Origin of the sequence: Kitasatospora sp. NPDC017646, from assembly GCF_044329365.1 — a bacterium.
GTDB lineage: Bacteria > Actinomycetota > Actinomycetes > Streptomycetales > Streptomycetaceae > Kitasatospora.
On record NZ_JBIRJC010000001.1, the window covers coordinates 346,967 to 370,978 of the forward strand.

The following is a 24,012-nucleotide window of genomic DNA, read 5'->3' on the forward strand; positions in this document are numbered from 1 at the left end:
GTCAGTCCTCCTGATGGGTAGGGGCGGTGCCACAGCGGTCGCCCGTGGCCTCGGCGAGCCTGGCGGCCAGGATCGGTCCGATCTGGGCCAGCGAGCCGGCTTGGGTCATCCGGTCGTGCCGGGTGGTGATCTCGTGCGACTCGATCCGGCCGGAGACGTAGGGCCGCCAGGTCCCGGGCCCGGCGTCGTCCTCGGCCCGCTCGATCGTGGAGTTGAACAGCAGCAGGTCCCCGTCGTACCTGCCGGGGACGAAGTCGACCGCCAGCTTGGCATTGTTGATCATGATGTCGACGATCACCTCGACCTGCCGCTCGTTCAGACCGGCCAGCGCGCTGCCCCGCCGGTTCAGCACCTCGGCGACCTCCGCGTAGGTGATCTCCCGGTCGCCCAGCTCGTCCGGGTCGACGTCGAGCACCCCGACGAGCACGTCCCGCACGGTGGGCACCGGGGCCACCTCGAACCGCACGTCCTTCACCGGGTACGCGTCGAGGATCGCCAGCAGCGCGGTCCGCTCGCCGCGCGCCTGCAGCTCGCAGGCCAGCGCGTGGGCGATCAGCCCGCCGGCGGACCAGCCGAGCAGCAGGTACGGGCCCTCCGGCTGGATCTTCCGGATCTGGTCGGCGTAGTCGGCCGCCATCTCCTCGACGGACGTCGGCAGGGGCTCGGGTCGGCCGAGGCCGCGCGCCTGGAGCGCGTAGACCGGGTGCTGCGGGCCGACGTGGTTCAGCAGTCCGCTGTACGACCAGCTGATGCCGCCGCCGGGGTGGATGCAGAACAGCGGTGTACCGGTCCCGGTCGACCGCAGCGGCAGCACCACGTCCAAGGCGTCGTCGGGATCGTCCATGACCAGCCGCTCGGTCAGCCCGGCCACGGTCGGTGCCTCGAACAGCATGCGCAGTCCCAGCTCCAGGCCGAGCGTCTCACGGACCCGGGAGGCCAGCCGGGCGGCCAGCAGCGAGTGCCCGCCCAGGTCGAAGAAGCCGTCGTCGATGCTCACCTGCTCCCGGCCGAGGACCTCGGCGAACAGGCCGCACAGCAGCTGCTCCTGCGGCGTCCGGGGACCGCGCCCGGTGCCCGTCGCACCGTAGTCGGGGGCGGGCAGGGCGGCCCGGTCGAGCTTGCCGTTGACGGTCAGCGGCAGCGAGTCCACGGCGACGAACGCCGCCGGCACCATGTAGTCGGGCAGTTCGCGGCGCAGCCGGCCGGACAGCTCAGCCGACTCGGGCGCGCCCTCGGGGGCGGGCACCAGGTAGGCGACCAGCCGCTTGTCGCCCGGCCGGTCCTCGCGGGCGACCACGGCCGCCTGGGCGACGCCCGGGCAGCCCGCCAGGACCGCCTCGATCTCGCCGGGCTCGATCCGCAGGCCGCGCAGCTTGACCTGGTGGTCGGCGCGTCCGGCGAACTCCAGCGTGCCGTCGGCCCGCCACCAGGCCAGGTCGCCGGTGCGGTACATCCGGCTCCCGGCCGGCCCGTACGGGTCGGCGGTGAAGCGCTCCGCCGTCAGGCCGGGTCGGCCGTGGTAGCCGCGGGCCACGCCCGTCCCCGCGAGGTACAGCTCGCCGACCGCGCCCGTCGGCACCGGCCGCAGCCGGTCGTCGAGCACGTAGGCGCGCATGTTCGCCATCGGCCCGCCGATCGGCACGGTCGCGGCGTGCTCGGGGAGGCTGCGCACCGGGTGGCAGGTGGCGAGGGTCGTGGCCTCGGTGGGTCCGTAGCCGTTGACCACCTCGATGCCCGGGCAGGCGGCCCGCACCCGGGCGACGGCAGCCGGGGAGACCACGTCACCGCCGGTCCACACCTCGCGCACCCCGGCCAGCAGGCCCGGGCGCTCCTCGGCGACCAGCCGGAACAGGCCGGCGGTCAGCCACAGTCCGGTCACCCCGTGCGTGGTGACCGTGTGCTGGAGCAGGTCCAGGTCGAGCTGCTCGGGCGGTGCGACCACGATGCGGCCGCCGCCCAGCAGCGGCACCCACAGCTCGTAGGTCGAGAGGTCGAAGGCCGTCGGGGAGTGCATCAGCACCCGCTCGTGCCCGCCGCCGCGCCACTCGGGGGTGAGCGCGTGCCCCACCACGTCGCGGTGGGTGACGGCCACGCCCTTCGGTCGCCCGGTCGAGCCGGAGGTGTACATGATGTACGCCAACTGCGCCGGATCGCAGGGCACTTCGAACTCGGACGGGTCGGGCTCTGACTGCACCAGCGCGGCCAGCACCTCCTGGGTGAGCACCAGCGCGGCACCGCTCTCCCGCAGGATCAGCTCGATCCGGGAGGAGGGGAAGCGCGAGTCCAGCGGCACGTAGGCGCCGCCGGCCTTGACGATCGCCAGGATCGCCACGACCAGGTCCGCCGAGCGCTCCAGCAGCACCGCGACCGGTGTCTCCGGCCGGACGCCCTGGCGGACCAGTGCCCGGGCGAGCCGGTTGGAGCGCAGGTCGAGCTCCCGGTAGGTCAGCTCGGTGCCGCCCGCCACGACCGCCACCGCGTCGGGGGTGGCCCGCACCCGGCGGGCGAACAGCTCCAGCACCGCGGCATCGGGCAGCTCGGCCGCCGTGTCGTTGAAGCCGTGCAGCAACCGGTGGCGTTCCGCGTCGGACATGAGGTCGATCCGGCCGATCGGCCGGTCCGGGTCGGCGACCGCCGCCCGCAGCAGCCGTGCCCAGCGGGCGAACAGCTGCTCCACGGAGGCCGGGTCGAACAGGTCGGTGGCGTACTCCACCGCGCCGACCAGACCGTCTGGGCCGCCGTCCGGGCGGAACCGTTCGGCCAGGCTGAAGGTCAGGTCGACCCGTGACGTCCCGGTCGGCGCCTCCAGATGGCCGGTCTCCAGCCCCGGCAGTGCGAACTCGCCCAGCGGCGCGTTCTGCAGGGCCAGCATGATCTGGAACAGCGGGTGGTGGGCCAGCGACCGCGCCGGGTTGACCACCTCGACCAGGTACTCGAACGGCACGTCCTGGTGGTCGTACGCGGTGAGCGCCTTCTGCCGCACCCGGCCGAGCAGCTCGGCGAAGCCGGGGTCGCCGCCGGTGTCGGTGCGCAGCACCAGGGTGTTGACGAAGAAGCCGACGAGCTCGTCCAGCGCCTGGTCGGTCCGCCCGGCGATCGGGCTGCCGATCGGGATGTCCGTACCGGCGCCGAGCCGGGTGAGGAGGGCGGCCAGGCCCGCCTGGAGCACCATGAACATGCTGGCGCCGCGCGCGGCGGCCAGACCCCGCAGGGCTTGGTGCAGTTCGGCGTCCAGCCGGACCGCGACCCGGCCGCCCCGCTGGGAGGCCACCGGCGGGCGGGGGCGGTCCGTAGGCAGCTGGAGCTGCTGCGGTACGCCCGTCAACTCTTCCTTCCAGTAGGCGAGTTGCCGAGCGAACAGGCTCTCCGGGTCGGCGGCGTCGCCGAGCAGGTCGCGCTGCCACCGCGAGTAGTCGGCGTACTGCACCGGCAGCGGGGTCCACTGCGGTTCCTCGCCCCGGCGGCGGGCCGCGTAGGCCGCGGCCAGGTCACCGGCGAGCGGGCCCATCGACCAGCCGTCGGCGGCGATGTGGTGCACCACGACCAGCAGCGCGTGCCGGTCCGGGGCGAGCGCGTAGAGCTCCGCCCGGACCGGCGGCTCCGCCGCCAGGTCGAAGCCGCGCCCGGCCGACTCGGCCAGCCGCTCGGCCAGTGCGCTCTCGTCGAGCTCGACCACCGGCAGTGCGGGGTGCGCCTGCGCTGCGCTCAGCACGACCTGGTACGGCACGCCGTCCGTCTCACGGAACACGGTCCGCAGGCTCTCGTGCCGGGCGACCACGTCCGCGAGGGCGGCGTGCAGGGCCGGGCGGTCCAGCTCGCCGGTCAGGCTCAGCGCCAGCGGCATGTTGTAGGTGGCGCTCGGCCCGTCCATCCGGTGCAGGAACCACAGGCGGCGCTGGGCGAAGGACAGCGGCACCCGGTCGGGGCGGGGCCCGGCGGTGAGCGCGGGCCGCGCCGTGCCGGAGCCGTCCAGGCGGGCCGCCAGTGCGGCCACGGTCGGGGTCTCGAAGAGGGTACGGACCTCCAGCTCCGCGCCGAGGGTCGCCCGAACCCTGGAGGCCAGCCGGGTCGCCAGCAGCGAGTGCCCGCCCAGGTCGAAGAAGCTGTCCTCGACCCCGACCCGGGCCAGCCCGAGCACCTCGGCGAACAGCTCGGCGAGGAGTTGCTCCTGCGGGGTGCGCGGCGCCCGCCCGGCCGCGGCCGGGCCGAGGTCGGGGGCGGGCAGGGCGCGGCGGTCGAGCTTGCCGCTGGCCGTCAGCGGCAGGGCCTCCAGCGCCACGAACGCCGACGGGACCAGGTAGTCGGGCAGTCGCCCGCGCAGCCAGTCGCGGAGTTCGCCGATGAGGGCACCGGTGCCCCGACTGCCGGTCGGGCGGTTCGTCAGCGAGGACAGCGGCCTGCCGGCGGTCCCGGTGGGTCGGTACGCCTCGACCGGGGAGCCGTCGAGTGCCCGCGGGTCGGCGAAGACGACGTCCACGGCGTCGGCCGCGGTGGTCGACCAGGTGACGCCCACCCGGCGGTCGAACTCCAGCCCCAGCGCGTGGAAGTCCTCCGGGTCGGGGCATCCACTCTCCTCCTGGTCGGGGAGTTCGCCCTCCTGCGGCGCGTGCAGCCGCTCCAGCAGCTCGGCGAGCGAACGGTCCCCTTCCTGCACCGCCCGCGCCAGGGCGGCCTCGCGCAGCACACGGCGGTTCGGCACACCGGTGACCCGCAGCAGCTCGGCGGCCGGCGCGGCGAGCAGCGCGCGCAGCTCGGCCAGGTCCGAGACCTGCCGTCCCCACGCCAGCTCGACGCAACGGCCCGGATCCGCCGGGGCGACCGGCGGCTTGTGCAGCGTCACGTCGTACCGGTAGCGGCTCAGTTCGTTGTGGTGGCGGCCGCGCTTGACCTCCACCACCACCGCACCGACGTCCGTGCCGTGCTCCCGCAGGGCGGCGAAGAAGTCCGGGTCCACCAGGAGTTCCTTCTCGACCCGTACGGACTGCTCGACCGCGCGGCGCACCGCCGCGAGGTCACCGCCGTCGCCGGCCCGGTGCAGCCGGACGGCCGTGGCCAGCGGGCGCAGCAGCCGCAGGTTGCGGACGTCGCCGATGAACAGCGCGCCGCCGGGGGCGAGCAGCCGCATCAGCTTCCCGACCACGTCCGCGAGGTAGTCGGCGGACGGGAAGTACTGCACCACCGAGTTGATCACGATGGTGTCGAACTCTCCGGCCGGCAGTCCCTCGGTGTCGTGCGCCGGGCGGGTCTGCAGCACCACGCGTCCGGCGAGCCGCTCCTCGCCCGCCACCTGCGCGGCCAGCGCGTCGATCGCGGTGGCGGAGAAGTCGGTCGCCCAGTAGGTCGCGCAGTGCGGCGCGACCTGCGAGAGCAGCAGGCCGGTGCCGACGCCGACCTCCAGCACCCGGCGCGGGCGCAGCGCCAGGATGCGGGCCACGGTGGCGTCCCGCCACTCCCGCATCTGCTCCAGCGGGATCGGACCGGCGTCGTAACTGCTGTTCCATCCGACGAAGTTCTGACCGAAGGCGCTCTCCTCGGGGGTGATGGGCAGGGCGTCGTAGATGTCCTGCCACTCGCCGACGTGGTCCGCCTCCAGGCCGTCGTCCCGGACGCCGTCCTGGCGCGGCACGACGTAGCCGATCAACCGGTCGTCCTGGGCGAGGACGGCGGCCTGGGCGACGGCTGGGTGCTCGGCCAGCGCGGCCTCGACCTCGCCGGGCTCGACCCGGAACCCGCGCACCTTCAGCTGGTCGTCGGCGCGGCCGACGTACTCCAGCTGACCGTCGGCGCGGAATCGGACCACGTCGCCGGTGCGGTACATCCGGGCACCCGGGGGGTCGAACGGGCAGGCCACGAACCGCGCGGCGGTCAGGCCCGGCCGGTTCAGGTAGCCGCGGGCCAGGCCCGCGCCCGCGACGTACAGCTCGCCGGGCACGCCGGGCGGCACCGGCCGCAGCCGCTCGTCCAGCACGTACACCCGGGCGTTGGTGATCGGCCGGCCGATCGGCGGCACGCCCGAGCCGGGCGTGAGCGGGTCGCTCATCGTCGCGCACACCGTGGTCTCGGTCGGGCCGTAGGCGTTGACCATCCGGCGCCCCGGCGCCCAGCGGGCGACCAGCTCCGGCGGGCAGGCCTCCCCCGCCACGATCAGGTTCGGCACCGCCACCGAGTCCTCGGGCAGGGCCGCGACGACGGACGGCGGCACGGTCACATGGGTGACCGCGAGGCCCGGGTCGGTCAGCGCGGCGACCGGATCCGACGCCGGGGGCAGCACCAGGGCCGCACCGCGCAGCAGGGCGGTGTAGATCTCGGACACCGAGGCGTCGAAGCTGGGCGAGGCGAACTGGAGCACCCGGCTGGCGGGATCGATCGCGAAGCCCTCGATCTGCCCGGCGACCAGGCTCGCCACACCGCCGTGGGCGACCACGACGCCCTTGGGACGGCCGGTGGAGCCCGAGGTGTAGATCACGTAGGCGGGGTGCCGGACGTCCAGCGCGACCTTCGGATCGGTGTCCGGCCGGTCATCCTCGACGACCATCGCGGGGTCGTCGACCAGCAGCGCCGGACGGGCGTCCGCCAGCATGTAGTCGATCCGCGACTGCGGGTACGCCGGGTCCACCGGCAGGTACGCCGCCCCGGCCTTCAGCACGCCGAGGAGCGCCACCACGGCTTCCACCGAACGGGGCAGGGCCACCGCCACCAGCTGCTCCGGCCCCACCCCGCGCGCGATCAGCGCGTGCGCGAACCGGTTCGCCGACGCATTGAGTTGACGGTACGTCAGTTCCGTGTCGCCACGGACCAGGGCGACCGCGTCCGGAGTCGCCACCACCTGCGCCTCGAAGGCCTGCGGCACCGGGACGGTGCCCACCTCGCGGGCGGTCGCGTTGCCCCGTTCCAACAGCCGGTGCCGCTCGTCGGCGTCGAGCAGGTCGATCCCGCCGATCGGCTGCTCCGGGTCGGCGGTGACGGCCTCCAGCAGGAGCGTCCAGCGCCGGATCAGGGCGGCGACGGTCGCCCGGTCGAACAGGTCGGTGGCGTACTCGACCGCGCCGACGATCCCGGTCGGGCTCCCGTCCGGACCGAACTGCTCGGCCAGGCTCACTCCGAGGTCGAACTTGGCGGTTCCGGTGGCCACCGCGTAGGTCGCGACGTCCAGCCCGGGCAGCGAGAACCGGCCCATCGGCGCGTTCTGCACCGCCAGGACGGTCTGGAACAGCGGGTGGTGCGACAGCGAGCGGGACGGGTTCAGCACCTCCACCAGGTGCTCGAACGGCACGTCCTGGTGCGCGTACGCCGACAGCGCCGTCTCCCGCACCCGGCCCAGGAGTTCGACGAAGCTCGGATCACCGCTGGTGTCGGTGCGCAGCACCAGCGTGTTCACGAAGAACCCGACCAGCTCGTCCAGCGCCTCGTCGGTGCGCCCCGCGATCGGACTCCCGATCGGGATGTCCGTGCCCGCACCCAGCCGGGTGTACAGCGCCGCCAAGGCCGCCTGCAGCACCATGAACAGACTCGTCCCGGTGCTCCTGGCCAACTCCGAGAGGGCGACGTGCAGTTCGGCGCCGAGTTCCAGGCCGATGTGGTCCCCGCGCCAGCCGGCGACGGCCGGCCGGGGCCGGTCGACGGGCAGGTGGAGCAACTCCGGCAGGTCGGACAGCTGTCGCTTCCAGTAGTCGAGCTGCTCGGTGAACCGGCTCTGCGGGTCGGTGGCGTCGCCGAGCAGCTCGCGCTGCCACAGCGTGTAGTCGGCGTACTGCACCGGCAGGGCTGGCCGGGTCGCCGCCCGACCCTCGCAGCGGGCCGCGTACGCCTCGGCCAGGTCCCGGGCCAGCGGGCCGGTGGACCAGCCGTCACCGGCGATGTGGTGCATCACCAGCAGCAGCACGTGCTCGTCCGGCGCGAGTGCGAACAGCTCGGCCCGCAGCGGCGGTTCCGCCGCCAGGTCGAACGGCTGCCGGGCGCACTCGGCGAGCCGCTGTGGCAGTTCGCTCCGCGACACCTCGGCCGGCCGGACCCGGGGCCGGGCCTCGGCCGGGTCCAGGACCCGCTGGCACGGGACGCCGTCGACCTCGGGGAACACGGTGCGCAGGCTCTCGTGCCGGGCCACCACGTCGGCCAGTGCCTCGTCCAGCGCCGCCCGGTCGAGCGTGCCGGTCAGCTGGAGTGCCAGCGGGATGTGGTAGGTGGCGGCGCTGCCGTCCATCCGGTGCAGGAACCACAGGCGGCGCTGGGCGAAGGAGAGCGGCACCGCCTCCGGCCGCTCGTACACGGTCAGCGCCGGGCGGGCGCGGCCGGCTCCGGCCAGTGCCCCGACCAGGCCTGCCACGGTGGGCGCCTGGAACAGTGCGCGCAGCCCCAGTTCCACGCCGAGCACCGAGCGCACCCGCGCGGCCAGTCGGGTGGCGAGCAGGGAGTGCCCGCCCAGGTCGAAGAAGTCGTCATCGACGCCGACCCGCGGCAGGCCGAGCACCTCCGCGAACAGGCCGCACAGGATCTGCTCCTGCGGGGTGCGCGGCGCCCGGCCGACCGCCGTGGCCGCCGCCTCGAGCGCGGGCAGCGCCGCCCGGTCCAGCTTCCCGCTGGGCGTCAGCGGCAGCACGTCCAGCACGACCACCGCCGACGGCACCAGGTAGTCCGGCAGCCGCTCGCGCAGGTGCGCCGCGAGCTCCGCCGACCGGACCGCCGTGCCGGGACGGGCCGCCGCGTAACCGATCAGCCGGTCGCCCTGGGCGAGGACGGCGGCCCGGGCGACGGCTGGGTGCTCGGCCAGGGCCGCTTCGACCTCGCCGAGTTCCACGCGGAAGCCGCGCACCTTCACCTGGTCGTCGGCGCGGCCGACGTACTCCAGCTCACCGTCGGCCCTGCGCCGCACCACGTCACCGGTGCGGTACATCCGCGCACCCGCCGGTCCGAACGGGCAGGCCACGAACCGCCCCGCCGTCAGGCCCGGCCGGTTCAGGTAGCCGCGCGCCAGGCCCGCTCCCGCCACGAACAACTCCCCTGCCACGCCCGGGGGGACGATGCGCAGCCGCTCGTCCAGGACGTACGCCCGGAAGCCCGCGACCGGTCGGCCGATCGGCGGCACTCCGGAGCCCGGGGACAGCGGATCGCTCATGGTCGCGCACACCGTGGTCTCGGTCGGACCGTACGCGTTGATCATCCGGCGCCCGGGCGCCCAGCGGGCCACCAGCTCCGGCGGGCACGCCTCCCCCGCCACCACCAGGGTGCCGGCCGTGAGCTCGGCACCGTCCAGGGCGGCCAGGGCCGAGGGCGGCAGCGTCACATGGGTGACGTCCAGCCGTCGGTCGGCCAGGGCCTCCAGCGGAGCGTCGGCCGGGGCCAGGACGAGGGCGGCGCCGGTGAGCAGGGCGCTGCACAGGTCCCAGAAGGACGCGTCGAAGCTGGGCGAGGCGAACTGGAGCACCCGGCCGCCCGTCGCCACGCCGAGCCGTTCGACCTGCGCCGCCACCAGGCCCGACACCCCGCAGTGGCTGACCACGACGCCCTTGGGGCGGCCGGTCGACCCGGAGGTGTAGATCACGTAGGCCGGATGCCGGACCTCGGGCACCAGCTCGGGGTCCGTCTCCGGCCGGCCCCCGTCGGCCACCGCCACCGGGTCGTCGACCACCAGCACCGGCCGGGCGTCCGCCAGCATGAACGCGATCCGCGCCTCCGGGTACGCCGGATCCACCGGCAGGTACGCCGCCCCGGCCTTGAGCACGCCCAGAACCGCCACCACGGACTCCACCGAACGTGGCAACGCCACGGCCACGGTCTGCTCCGGACCCACCCCGCGCGCGGTCAACGAGTGCGCGAACCGGTTCGCCCTGGCGTTGAGTTGACGGTACGTCAGCTCAACGTCCCCGCACACCAGCGCGACCGCGTCCGGCGTCGCCGCCACCTGTGCCGCGAACAGCTCCGGAAGGCTCGCCCCGGCGGTCCCGCCCTCGACGGCGGGCAGCAGCTCGCGCCGCTCCCCGGCGGACAGCAGGTCGATCCCGCCGATCGGCCGGTCCGGCGCGGCGGCGACCTCGGTCAGCAGCCGCAGCCACCGGGCCACCAGGGCCTCGACCGTCGAACGGTCGAACAGGTCGGTGCTGTACTCGACCGCACCGCTGAGCCCGGCCGGCGCGCCGTCGGGCCCGTGCTCCTCCGCGAACCCGAAGGTCAGGTCGAGCCGCGCGGTCCCGGTGAGCACGGTCACCCCGGAGACCTTCAGCCCCGGCAGCTCGAAGTCACCTCCCGGCGCGTTCTGCACGACCAGCCCGGTCTGGTACAGCGGGTGGTGGGACAGCGAGCGGGAGGGGTTCAGCGCCTCCACCAGGTGCTCGAACGGCACGTCCTGGTGCGCGTACGCCGACAGCGCCGTCTCCCGCACCCGCCCCAGCAGCTCGGCGAAACTCGGATCACCGCTGGTGTCGGTGCGCAGCACCAGCGTGTTCACGAAGAACCCGACCAGCTCGTCCAGCGCCTCGTCGGTGCGCCCCGCGATCGGACTCCCGATCGCGATGTCCGTGCCCGCGCCCAGCCGCGTGTAGAGGGCGGCGAGCGCGGCCTGCAGCACCATGAACAGGGTCGCGCCCGAGCGCCGCGCCAACTCCGCCAAAGCGGCGTGGAGTTCGGCGCCCATCCGGACTTCCAGCAGCTCGCCGCGGTACGACATGGTGGCCGGGCGCGGCCGGTCGGCGGGCAGCTGCAGGTGCTCCGGCAGCCCGGCCAGCGTCCGCGTCCAGTAGGCGACCTGACGGCTGAACACGCTGTCCGCGTCGTTCTCGTCGCCGAGGATCTCGTGCTGCCACAGGGTGTAGTCGCCGTACGTCACCGGCAGCGGCGGCCAGGCCGGCGCCCCGCCGCCCTGCCGGCTGGTGTAGGCGGTGGCCACGTCACGGGCCAGCGGGCCCATGGACCAGCCGTCACCGGCGATGTGGTGCATCACCAGCAGCAACACGTGCTCGTCCGGCGCGAGTGCGAACAGCTCGGCCCTCAGCGGTACTTCCGAGGTCAGGTCGAAGCCGCGCACCGCCGCCTCGCGCAGCAGGGCGGGCAGTTCGGCCTCACCGGCCGCGCGTACGGTCAGCGGGACGGCCGTCCCGGTGGCGTCCAGCACCCGCTGGTACGGGACTCCGCCGTCGTGCGGGAACACTGTGCGCAGGGTCTCGTGGCGGGCCACCACGTCCGCGAGCGCGGCGCCCAGCGCGGCCCGGTCGAGGTCGCCGGACAGCCGCAGGGCCAGCGGCATGTGGTAGGTGGCGCTCGGCGCCCCGAACTGCTGGAGGAACCAGAGCCGGCGCTGGGCGAACGACAGCGGCATCGGGTCGCGGCGGGGCCGGGGCCCCAGGGCCTGCCGTGCGGTACCGGCTTCGTGCAGCCCGGCCGCCAGTGCGGCGGGCGTCGGGGTCCGGAACAGGCTGCGCAGCTCCAGCTCGACCCCGAGGGTCGCCCGGACCCGCGAGACCAGCCGGGTGGCGAGCAGGGAGTGCCCGCCCAGCGCGAAGAAGTCCTCGTCGACCCCGACCCGCGCGAGGCCCAGCACCTCGGCGAACAGCTCGCACAGGATCTGCTCCTGCGGCGTGCGCGGCGCCCGGCTCGTGGCCGTGTCCGCTGCCCCGGGCGCGGGCAGCGCCGCCCGGTCCAGCTTCCCGTTCGGCGTCAGCGGCAGCGCGTCGAGCAGCACGAACGCGGACGGCACCAGGTGGTCCGGCACCCGGTCGCGCAGGTACGACGTCAGCGCCGCCGCGGTCGCCCCGCTCCCGGCCAGGGGCACGACGTACGCGACGATCCGGGTCTCGCCCGGCCGGTCCTCGCGGGCGAGCACCGCGACCTGGGCGACGCCCGGGTGCGCGGTCAGCTCGGCCTCGATCTCGCCCGGTTCGATCCGGAAGCCGCGCACCTTCACCTGGTGGTCCACCCGTCCGGCGAACTCCAGCTCGCCTCCCCCGGCCTCCGGCCGGGGGGACCCCGAAGCGCGCCAGCGCACCAGGTCCCCGGTCCGGTACATCCGCGCGCCCGCCGGCCCGTACGGGTCCGCGACGAAGCGCCCGGCCGTGAGCCCGGACCGGTTCAGGTAGCCGCGGGCCAGACCCGCCCCGGCCAGGTACAGCTCACCCAGCACCCCCGGGGCGACCGGCCGCAGGGCGGAATCCAGGACGTACGCCCGGCAGTTGGCGATCGGACGGCCGATCGGCACCGGGAGCGGGCAGTCCGCCGGGTCGGCCGGCAGCGGGTAGGCGGTGATCACATGGGTCTCGGCGGGCCCGTAGTGGTTGTGCAGCACCCGCCCCGGCCGACGGGACTGGAAGCGGCGCACCCCTCCGCTCAGGCGCATCGCCTCGCCGGCCTGGGCGACCAGCCGCAGGGCCGGCAGTTCGAGCCCGGCCTCCTCGGCGGCCTCGGCCAGCGCCTCGACCACCAGGTTGGGCGCGAACAGCTCGGCGACCCGGTGGCGGTCCAGCCAGCGGGCGAACAGCTCGGCGCTGCGGCGCTGCTCCTCGGTCGGCACCACCAGCGTCTTGCCGTACAGCAGCGCGGACAGCACCTCCTGCACCGAGACGTCGAAACTGATCGCGGTGAACTGCGCGGTGCGCGTGCCGGGTCCGCCGCCGACGGCCCCGTGGTGCCACTCCAGCAGGTTCAGCAGCCCGGCGGCGGGCATCACGACGGCCTTGGGACGGCCGGTGGAGCCGGAGGTGTAGATCACGTAGGCCGGGTGCCGGGCATCCACGGGGACGACCGGATCGCGCTCCGGCTGATCCTCGGACGGCGTGACGTCCGCGAGGTCGTCGAGCACCACGGCCGGGCGCGCGTCCTCCAGCATGTACGCGATGCGGGCGGCCGGGTAGTCCGGGTCGATCGGCAGGTACGCCGCGCCCGTCTTGAGCACCGCGAGGACGGCGACCACCAGCTCGGCGGAGCGCGGCAGCCGCAGGGCGACGACCTGCTCCGGGCCCACGCCGCGCGCGATCAGCGCGTGGGCCAGGCGGTTGGCCCGGCGGTTCAGCTCGCGGTACGTCAGCACGCGGGACACCTGCTCGTCGGCCTCGAACACCACCGCCTCGGCCAGCGGGGTCGCCCGGACCTGCGCCTCGAACAGGGCCGCCAGGCTCCCGGCCGGAACCGCACGCGCGGTGTCGTTGCGCACGACCAGCAGCTCGTGCCGCTCCTCGGCGGTGAGGACGTCGATCCGGCTCAGCGGCCGGTCCGGCTCGGCGACCACGGCCGCCAGCAGCCGCAGCCAGCGCGTGACCAGGACCTCCACCGTGGCGGGGTCGAACAGGTCCGTGCTGTACTCGACCCGCCCGACGATGCCCTCGGCCGGCCCGCCGGTGCCGCCGCGCTCCAGCAGGTGGAAGCCGAGGTCGAACATCGCCGTCGGCGTCCGCACCAGGACGATCTCGGCGGCCAGGCCGCTCAGCGCGAACTCGGTACGGGGCACGTTCTGCAGCGCCAGCAGCACCTGGAACAGCGGCTGCCGGGCGAGTGACCGGGACGGGTTGAGTGCCTCGACGACGTGCTCGAACGGCAGGTCCTGGTGCGCGTACGCCCCGAGCGCTCCCTCCCGGACCCGGCCCAGCAGCTCGGCGAAGGACGGGTCGCCGCTCGTGTCCGTGCGGAGCACCAGGGTGTTGACGAAGAACCCGACGAGGTCGTCCAGCGCCTGGTCGGTCCGGCCCGCGATCAGGCTGCCGACCGGGATGTCCGTACCCGCACCGAGCTTGTCCAGCAGCGCCGCCAGGGCGGCCTGAAGCACCATGTACACGCTGGCGCCGTGCTCCCGGCCCAGCCGGACCAGCCCGGCGTGCAGTTCGGCGTCCAGCTCGACCGCGAGGTGGCCGCCGGAGTAGGAGGGGACCGCGGGGCGGTGGCGGTCGGCGGGGAGCCGGATCTGCTCCGGCAGGTCCGCCAGCGTCCGGGTCCAGTAAGCCACCTGACGGGCGAACAGGCTGTCCGGGTCGGCCGCGTCGCCGAGCAAGCGGCGTTGCCACAGGGTGTAGTCGGCGTACTGCACCGGTAGCGGCGCCCACTGCGGTTCCTCGCCGCGCAGGCGCGCCGCGTACGCGGTGGCCAGGTCGGCGGCCAGCGGGCCCAGCGACCAGCCGTCGCCCGCGATGTGGTGCATCACCAGCAGCAGTACGTGCTCGTCCGCGGAGAGCTCGAACACCTCGGCGCGCAGCGGCGGTTCGGCCGCGAGGTCGAAGCCGCGCGCCGCGGCCGCGGTCAGCAGCGCGGTCAGGGCCGTCTCGTCGGCCGGGGACACCTTCAGCTCCGGCCGCACCTCGCCGGCCGCGAGCACCCGCTGGTACGGCACGCCGTCGACCACCGGGAAGACCGTCCGCAGGGTCTCGTGTCGGTCGACGAGATCGCCCAGCGCCGCGTCCAGGGCCGCCAGGTCCAGCGGCCCGTAGAGCCGCCAGGCGAGCGGCATGTTGTAGACCGAAGCGGCGCCCTCCAGCTGGCGCAGGAACCACAGCCGCCGCTGGGCGGACGACAGCGGCACCAGCTCGGGCCGCTCCGCCCGTCCCAGGGCGGGCCGGGCGCGGTCCGCGCCGCCCAGCCCGACGGCCAGCCCGGCCACGGTCGGGTTGCGGAACAGGGTGTGTAGCGCGAGCTCCACCCCCAGGGTGGTCCTGACCCGGGCGACCAGCCGGGTGGCCAGCAGGGAGTGACCGCCCAGGTCGAAGAAGTCGTCGTCGACACCGACCCCGGCCACGCCCAACACCTCGGCGAACAACTCGGCGAGGACCTGCTCCTGGGGGGTGTGCGGTGCCCGGCCGGTCCGCGTTGCGGTGACGCCCGGCTCGGGCAGGGCGCGCCGGTCGAGCTTGCCGTTGGCGTTCAGAGGCAGGGCGTCGAGGGAGACGAAAGCGGCGGGCATCATGTACTCCGGCAGCCGCTCACGGAGGTGGGCGCGCAGCTCGTCCGGCTGGACATCCGCCCCGGGGGCGGGCACCACGTAGGCGATCAAGCGCGTGTCCTCGGCCCGGTCCTTCCGGGCGGTCACCGCCACCTGGCCGACAAACGGGTGTTCGGCCAGCGCCGTCTCGATCTCACCGAGTTCGATCCGGAAGCCGCGCACCTTCACCTGGTCGTCGGCACGGCCGACGTATTCCAGCTGCCCGTCCGCACGTCGGTGCACCAAGTCACCGGTGCGGTACATCCGCGCGCCCGCCGGCCCGAACGGGCAGGGCACGAACCGCCCGGCGGTCAGACCCGGCCGGTTCAGGTAACCACGCGCGAGCCCCGGGCCCGCGATGTACAGCTCCCCGGTCACGCCCGGCGGCACCAGGCACAGCCGCTGGTCCAGCACGTACGTCCGGAACCCGCCGATGGGACGGCCGATCGGCGGCACACCCGGCCCCCGCGACAGCGGCTCGCTCATCGTCGCGGTCACCGTCGTCTCCGTCGGGCCGTAGGAGTTGATCAGACGCCGGCCCGGCGCCCAACGCGCCACCAGCTCGGGCCCGCACGCCTCACCGCCCACCAGCAGTGTCGGCACGGCCACGTCGTCCGGCGACAGCACCGCCGGCACGGACGGCGGCACGAGGGCATGGGTGAGCGCAAGGCTCGGATCGGTCAGCGCGGCGACCGGCTCGGTCACGGGCGCCAGCACCAGAGCGGCACCGGTGAGCAGGGCCCCGAACAGGTCCCACACCGAGGCGTCGAAGCTCGGAGAGGCGAACTGGAGCACCCGGCTGCCGACACCGATGCCGAGCCGCTCGACCTGCTCGGCCACCATTGCGGGCAAGCCCTCGTGGCTCACCACCACGCCCTTGGGCCGGCCGGTCGAACCCGAGGTGTAGATCACGTACGCCGCGTTCCCGGGCACGACCTGTACCCCGGGGTCATCGCCGTCCGGCAGCCCGGCCGCCTCGGCTCCGGTGTCGAGCAGCAGCCGGTCGAGGCCATCCGCGTCCGGCAGGGCCGCCTCCAGGGCCGCGGTGGTGACCAGCAGCGTCGGCCGGGCGTCGTCGAGCAGGTACGCGATCCGCGCCGCCGGGTAGCCTGGGTCGATCGGCAGGTACGCGGCCCCGGCCTTGTGCACCGCCAGGATGGCGACGACCAGCTCCGGGGAGCGCGGCAGGGCCAGCGCCACCAGCCGCTCCGGTCCCGCCCCCCGTGCGATCAGGGCATGCGCCAGCCGACTGGCCCGGGCATCCAACTCGCCGTACGTCAGGGTGACGTCCCCGCTCACCACGGCCACCGCCTCGGGCTGCTGCTGGGCCCGGGCCCGGAACAGTGCGGGCACGCTCGCGGCAGGTGCCGGTAGTGCCGACTCCTCACGGAAGGCGAGCAGTTCCCGGCGCTCCTCGGCTGACAGCGGGTCGAGGCGGCCGAGCCGCCGCTGCGGGTCGGCGACGGCCGCGGTCAGCAGCCGGACCAGGCGAGCCACCATCGTCTCGACCGTGGCCGGGTCGTACAGGTCGCTCGCGAACTGGACGAACACGTCGATCCCGGCCGGGGAGCCGTCCTCGGCGAGCAACTCGGCCAACGAGAAGACCAGGTCGAACTTGGACGAGGTCGTGGTCAGCTCCACCTCGGCGACCCGCAGGCCGGGCGGGGCGAACTCGGCCCGGGCGTTGTTCTGCAGCACCAGCATGACCTGGAACAGCGGGTGGTGGGAGAGCGACCGGGACGGGTTGAGGGACTCGACCAGGTACTCGAACGGAAGGTCCTGGTGCGCGTAGCCGGCCAGTGCGGTGTCCCGGACCCTCCCTAGCAGCTCGGCGAAGGTCGGGTCGCCCGAGGTGTCGGTGCGCAGCACCAGGGTGTTGACGAAGAAGCCGACCAGGTCGTCCACGGCCGCGTCGGTGCGCCCGGCGGTGAGGCTGCCGACCGGGATGTCCTCACCCGCGCCGAGCCTGCTCAGCAGCGCCGCGAGACCGGCCTGCAGCACCATGAACAGACTGGTGCCGCTGGTGCGGGCGAGTTCGCGCAGCCCGTGGTGCAGTTCCGCGTCCAGCTCAGCGCGCACGGAACCGCCCCGGTGGGAGGCGACCGCCGGCCGGGGCCGGTCGACGGGAAGCCGGATCTGCTCCGGCAGACCGGCCAACTGCCGCTTCCAGTAGGCCGCCTGGCGGGCGAACGGACTGTCGTCGTCGGTGGCCTCGCCGAGCAGCTCGTGCTGCCACAGGGTGTAGTCGGCGTACTGCACGGCGAGCGGCTCCCTCCGCGGCTCGTCGCCGCGGCAGCGGGCCGCGTAGGCCTCGGTGAGGTCGGCGGCCAGCGGGCCGAGCGACCAGCCGTCGCCGGCGATGTGGTGGAGCACCACCAGCAGCACGTGCTCGTCCGCCGCCAGCTCGAACAGTTCGGCGTGCAGTGGGAGTTCGGCCTCTAGGTCGAAGCGGTGGGCCTGCGCCGCCGCCAGGGCGGCGGACAGCTCGGTCTCGGTGGTCCGGCGCACGGCCAGCCCGGGGCGGGCCGCCGCGAGGTCCAGCACCCGCTGGTACGGCACGCCGTCCACCACGGGGAACACCGTCCGCAGTGCCTCGTGCCGGGCCACCGTGTCCGTCAGGGCCGCGTGCAGCGCCTGCCGGTCGAGGGGACCGGACAGCCGCCAGGCCAACGGGATGTTGTAGTTCGCGCTGGCGCCCTCCAGCTGGTGCAGGAACCACAGCCGCCGCTGTGCGAACGACAGCGGGATCACCTCGGGGCGCTCGCGCCGTACCAGGGCGGCCTGCGCCGGTCCAGCGGCCACCATTGCGGCGGCCAGACCGGCCGGGGTCGGCGACTCGAACAGGGTGCGCAACGGCATCTCCACGCCGAGCGTCGCGCGGATCCGGGCGGCGAGGCGGGTGGCCAGCAGGGAGTGGCCGCCGAGGTCGAAGAAGCCGTCCTCGACGCCGACCGACGCCACACGGAGGACCTCGGCGAACAGTTCGCAGAGGATCTGCTCCTGCGGGGTGCGCGGCGCGCGGCCGGTGCCGGCGGGGGTGAGCTCGGGCTCGGGAAGCGCCCGCTGGTCCAGCTTGCCGTTGGCGGTCAGCGGCAGCGCGTCGAGCTGCACGAACGCCGACGGCACCATGTGCTCCGGCAGCCGGTCGGCCAGGTGTCCGCGCAGGTCGGCCGTGCTCGGCGCAGCTCCGGCGGCGGGCACCAGGTACGCGACCAGCCGGGTGTCGTCCGCCCGGTCCTGCCGGGCCAGGACGGCGATCTGGGCGACGCCGGTGTGCGCGGCCAGCGCCGCCTCGATCTCGCCGAGCTCGATCCGGAACCCGCGCACCTTGACCTGCTGGTCGGCCCGGCCGACGTAGCGCAGGCTGCCGTCCTCGGCTCGGCGCACCACGTCGCCGCTGCGGTACATCCGCGATCCCGGCGGTCCGAACGGGTCCGCCACGAACCGTCCGGCGGTCAGGCCGGGCCGGTTCAGGTAGCCGCGCGCCAGGCCGGGGCCCGCGACGTACAGCTCGCCGGGCACGCCGGGGGCCACTGGCCTCAGGCCGCCGTCGAGCACGTACGTCCGCAGGTCCGCAAGGGCCGTGCCGATCTGCCCGGCGGCGGTGTCGGAGGCGCCGAGTGCCGCGTGGGTGACGTGCACGGTGGTCTCGGTGATGCCGTACATGTTGACCAGCCGGGGCGCGTCCTCCGGGTGGCGCCGGTACCAGCTCGCCAGCCGGGCGTGCTCCAGCGCCTCGCCGCCGAACACCACGGTGCGCAGGGCGAGTTCACGGCCGGTCTCCGGGGCCTCGGCGTCCGCCTGCATCAGCTGGTAGAAGGCGGACGGCGTCTGGTTGAGCACCGTCACGCGCTCGCGGGCGAGGAGTTCCAGGAACCGGCCGGGCGTGCGGCTGGTGTCGTGGTCCACGACCACCAGCCGGCCGCCGTGCAGCAGCGCACCCCACAGCTCCCACACCGAGAAGTCGAAGGCGTAGGAGTGGAAGAGCGTCCAGACGTCGTCGGCGGTGAAGCCGAACAGCTCCCGGGTGGTGTCGAACAGGCGCACCACGTTGCCGTGCGGGACCACCACGCCCTTGGGCTCGCCGGTGGAGCCGGAGGTGTGGATGACGTAGGCGGCGTGGCCGGGGTCGACGGCGGTCCCCGGGTCCGTGTCCGGCAGTCCGTCCAGGTCGGCGGTGTCCAGCAGCAGCCTGCTCACCCCGTCCGCGCCCGGCAGGTCGCCCGTGCGGCTCGTGGTCACGAGCAGGGCGGGCCGGGTGTCGTGGAGCAGGTAGGCGATCCGGGCGGCCGGGTACGCCGGGTCCACCGGCACGTACGCGGCGCCGGCCTTGAGCACCGCGAGCACCGCCACGACCAGTTCGGCCGAGCGCGGCAGGGCCAGTGCCACCAGGTGCTCCGGGCCGATGCCCCGGTCGGTCAGGGCGTGCGCGAGGCGGTTGGCGCGGGCGTTCAACTCGCCGTACGTCAGGGTGACTTCGCGGTCCGTGAGGGCGACGGCGGCCGGGTCGGCCCGCACCTGCCGCTCGAACAGCGCGGTCAGGCTGCTCTCCGGTGCCTCCTCCGTCCAGCCCTTGTCGGCCGGGAGCAGCGCACCGAGTTCGTCGGCGGACAGCACGTCCACCCGGCCGATCCGCCGGCCGGGGTCGGCGACGAAGGCGCGCAACAGCCGGAGCCACCGGTCGACGATCACCGCCACCGTGGGCTCGTCGAACAGGTCGGTGCTGTACTCCACCACGCCCGACAACCCGTCCGCGCCGGGCTGTTCGGCCAGGACGAAGGTCAGGTCGCACTTGGCCGTCCCGGTGTGGACCAGGTCGGTCGCCACCCGCAGCCCCGGCAGGTCGAAGGTGCCGAGCGGCGCGTTCTGCAGGGCGAGCATGGTCTGGAACAGAGGGTGGTGCGCCAGCGTCCGGGTCGGGTTGAGCGCCTCCACCAGGTGCTCGAACGGCACGTCCTGGTGCGCGTACGCGGCGAGCGCGCCGGCGCGCACCCGGCCGAGCAGTTCGGTGAACGACGGGTCACCGGAGAGGTCGGTGCGCAGCACCAGGGTGTTGACGAAGAATCCGACCAGCTCGTCCAGGGCCTCGTCGGTGCGTCCGGCGATCGGGGTGCCGATCGGGACGTCGGTGCCGGCGCCGAGCTTGCCCAGCAGGGCGGCCAGCCCGGCCTGGAGCACCATGAACAGGCTGGCGCCGCCGTCGCGGGCGAGAGCCCGCAGTCCCTGGTGCAGTCCGGCGTCGATCCGCACCGGCAGGTGGGCGCCCCGGTAGGACATCGCGGTCGGCCTGGGCCGGTCGAAGGGCAGCTCGACCTGCTCCGGGAGGTCGGCCAACCGCTTCTTCCAGTAGGCGAGTTGGCCGCTCAGCAGGCTGTCCGGGTCCGAGCCGTCGCCGAGCAGTTCCCGCTGCCAGAGGGCGTAGTCGGCGTACTGGACCGGCAGGGGTGACCATTCCGGCTTCGAGCCCTCGGCGCGTGCCGCGTAGGCGGTCGTCAGGTCCCGCGAGAGCGGGCCCGTCGACCAGCCGTCGCCGGCGATGTGGTGCACCACCAGCAGCAGCACGTGCTCCTCGTCGGCCAGCCGGAAGAGCTCGGCGTGCAGCGGCGGTTCCCCGGCCAGTCGGAAGCCGTACCGGGCCGCCCGCGCGAGCCGGTCCGGCAGGTCGCGCTCGCCGAGTTCGGTGACCCGCAGCCGCGGCCGGGCCTCCTCCGGGTCCAGCACCCGCTGGCACGGCACGCCGTCGACCGTCGGGAAGACGGTGCGCAGGCTCTCGTGCCGCTCGACCAGGTCCCCCAGGGCGGTCTCCAGGGCCCGATGGTCGAGGGTCCCGGACAGCCGCAGGGCCAGCGGGATGTTGTAGGTGGCGCTCGGGCCCTCCATGCGGTGCAGGAACCACAACCGGCGCTGTGCGAAGGACAGCGGGACGGTCCGCGGCCGCTCGCGCCGCTCCAGCGCCGGACGCGCACGACCCGCGACGTCCACCGCCGCCGCCAGCTCCGCCACCGTCGGCGCGTCGAAGAGGTCGCGCAGCCTCAGTTCGACTCCCAGCACCGACCGGGCCCGGGCGACCAGCCGGGTGGCCAGCAGCGAGTGCCCGCCGAGGTCGAAGAAGTCGTCGTCGGCGCCGACCCGGGGAGCACCGAGCACCTCGGCGAACAGTCCGGCGAGCAGGTGCTCGGTCGCGGTGCGCGGAGCGCGGCCGGGTCCCGTGGGCCGCCGGTCGGGTTCCGGGAGGGCCTGCCGGTCGAGCTTGCCGTTCGGGGTCAGCGGCAGCGCGTCCAGCAGCACGTACGCCGACGGCACCATGTGCTGGGGCAGTCGTTCGCGCAGGTGGTCGCGAAGGACGCTGCCGGTCACCGTGGCGCCCGGCTCGGGAACCGCGTACGCGACCAGGCGGGGCTCCTCCTCGGTGCGCACCACGACGGCGGCCCGGGCGACCTGCGGGTGCCCGGCGAGGACGGCCTCGATCTCACCGGGCTCCACCCGGAAGCCGCGGATCTTCACCTGGTCGTCCGTGCGGCCGAGGAACTCCAGGTTCCCGTCCGTGCCCCACCGCACCAGGTCGCCGGTGCGGTACATCCGCGAACCGGCCGGACCGAACGGGTCCGCCACGAACCGCCCCGCCGTCGGCGCCGGTCGGTTCAGATAGCCGCGGGCGAGGCACCTTCCGGCGATGTACAGCTCGCCCGGCGCACCGGCCGGCAGCCGGCGCAGGGCACCGTCGAGCACGTACAGCCGGACGTTGGTGGCGGGCCGGCCGATGACCGGGACCGGACTCGAACCCACGGACGCGATCACCGGGTTGACGGTGCACTCGGACGGCCCGTAGAGGTTGAGGCAGGACGCCCCCCCGGCCGCCCGCAGCTGTCCCCACAGCTGCTCCGGGACCGCCTCGCCGCCCGCCGCGACCAGCGCCGGGGGCCCCTGCGGGCCGCTCAGGAGCCCGTGGGCGACCAGCACCCGCAGGTAGGACGGGGTCGCTTCGACGTAGTCCAGTCGGCAGCGCGCCGCGTGGCCGACGAAGGCGTCCGGGTCGGTCCAGGTCGCGTGGTCCAGGACGTGCAGCTCGTGGCCCGCGAAGAGGGCGAGCAGCTGGTTCCACGAGGCGTCGAAGGACACCGAGGTGGTCAGGGCCACCCGGTGCCGCCGCCCGTGCCCCGGCGGCGGGAGGTGCACCTGCCGGAGGTGGGCGAGCAGGTTGAGCAGGCCGCCGTGGGTCGGCAGCACACCCTTGGGCCGTCCGGTGGAGCCGGAGGTGTGGATGACGTACGCCGGGTGGCCCGGGTCTACGGCGACCCCCGGGTCGGCCGCCGGGCGGTCCGCCAGCAGGGCGGCCGTCTCCGGGGCGTCGAGCACCAGCCGTTCGACGGGCGGCGCTGCGGGCAGCCGCCCGTCGCTCCGGGAGTCCGTGACCACCAGCACCGGGCGGGCGTCGTCGAGCAGGTGGGCGATCCGGGCGGCCGGGTACTCCGGGTCGACCGGGACGTACGCCGCGCCGGTCTTCAGCACCGCGAGGATCGCCACCACCAGCTCGGCGGACCGTGGCAGGGCCACCGCCACCGGCCGCTCCGGCCCCGCTCCCCGGGCGATCAGGGCGTGCGCCAGCCGGTTGGCCCGCACGTCCAGCTGCGCGTACGTCAGCGAGACGTCCCCGCAGACCAGCGCGACCAGGTCCGGGGTCGCCCGCACGTGTTCCCGGAACAGCTCCGGCAGGCTCGCGGCCGGAACCTCCGCCACCGGCCCCGTGCCGAGCTGCGCCAGCTCGCGGTGCTCCTCGGCGGTGAGCAGGTCGATCCGGCCCACCGGCTCGTCCTGGTCGAAGTCCGCGAGGGTGTCCAGCAGGCCCAGCAGCCGCTGCTGGTGGGCGGCGAGGTCGTCGTCGCCGTACGCCTCCGGCGAGCCGTGCAGCCGGAGCAGCGGCGGGTTGCCGTCGCGGTAGTCGAAGACCCAGACGGCGAGGTCGGTGGTCGAGCCGGACACGAAGTGGTGCACGGAGGCCGGGTGCCCGGCGAAGCTCGGCCGCGAGTTGAAGGCCATGATGTTGACGATCAGCGGGAACGCCGTGCCGATGCCGCCGGGAGCGCCGAGGTCCCGCAGCAGGTCCTCGCTGCGGTAGCGCTCGTGCGCGACGGCCGTCTCGACCTCGCGCGCCGCCTGGGCCACGAGTTCGCGCCACGGCATGTCCGGCCGCACCGTCAGCCGCAGCGGCACCACGTTGGACATCGTGCCCGGCACGGCCGTCAGGTCGCGGTCGGCGCCCCGACGGGCGGTGACGGGCAGCGCGAGGACCACGTCCGGGTTGCCGGTCAGCCGGTGGGCGTAGAGCGCCGTCGCCGCGACCACCAGCCGCGACCACCGGACGCCGGCACGTCCCGCCGCCGCCCGCAGGGCGTCCGGCCGCCGCAGTGCCCGCTCCCCGGCCAGCCGGAGGGCGCGGTGCGGGTCGGTCGCGGAGGGGGCGCCGAGCCGGGTCGGAGCGGGCAGGTCGGCGAAGCGCTCGGTCCAGTGGGCCCGGTCGGCGGCGAAGTCGGCGGACGCGCGGTAGGCGGCGTCGCTGTCGACCAGGTCCCGCAGCGAGCCGAACGGGCAGGGCGGCACGGCGCCGCCCTCGGCGAGCGCCGAGTACACGTCGCCGACCCGCTGGCGGAGCATGGAGCTGCTGATCGCGTCCAGCACCACGTGGTGGTAGTTCAGGTACCAGAGGTACCGCGTCGGCGACGCCTTGACCAGCGCATGGCCGAACAGCGGGTCGCGGGCGAGGTCCAGCGGGCGCAGCAGGTCCCGTTCCATCCACTCCACGGCCGCCGCCCGGGGGTCGGGCTCCCCGCTCAGGTCGAGGTACGCCGGAGCCCAGTCCCAGCTCTCCCGGAGGACCTGGCGCGGGCCCTCGCCGTCGTCGACGAAGGTCACGTGCAGGGCGTCGACCTCGTCGACGACCCGGCGCAGCGCGGTCTCGAAGAGCCCCCGGTCCACCGGGCCGTGGATCTCCAGGCACTCGCCGACGCGGTAGCCCGGGATCGGCGTCCGGGAGCGCTGCTCGGCGAGCCAGATCTCGCGCTGGGCCGCGGTCAGGGGAAGGGCGTCACCGTCGCGACGGGACATGGGGGTACCTCCGGGAGTGTGGG

1 protein-coding gene is annotated in these 24,012 nt (G+C 74.7%); it reads right to left on the reverse strand.

Annotated elements, in window-relative coordinates; genetic code table 11:
* Position 1 precedes the first annotated feature (1 nt).
* Positions 2 to 23,989: a non-ribosomal peptide synthase/polyketide synthase gene (locus ACH4J0_RS01885; protein WP_396235712.1), complete on the reverse strand. Its 23,988-nt coding sequence runs from the start codon at positions 23,987 to 23,989 to the stop codon at positions 2 to 4.
* Positions 23,990 to 24,012: the final 23 nt, after the last annotated feature.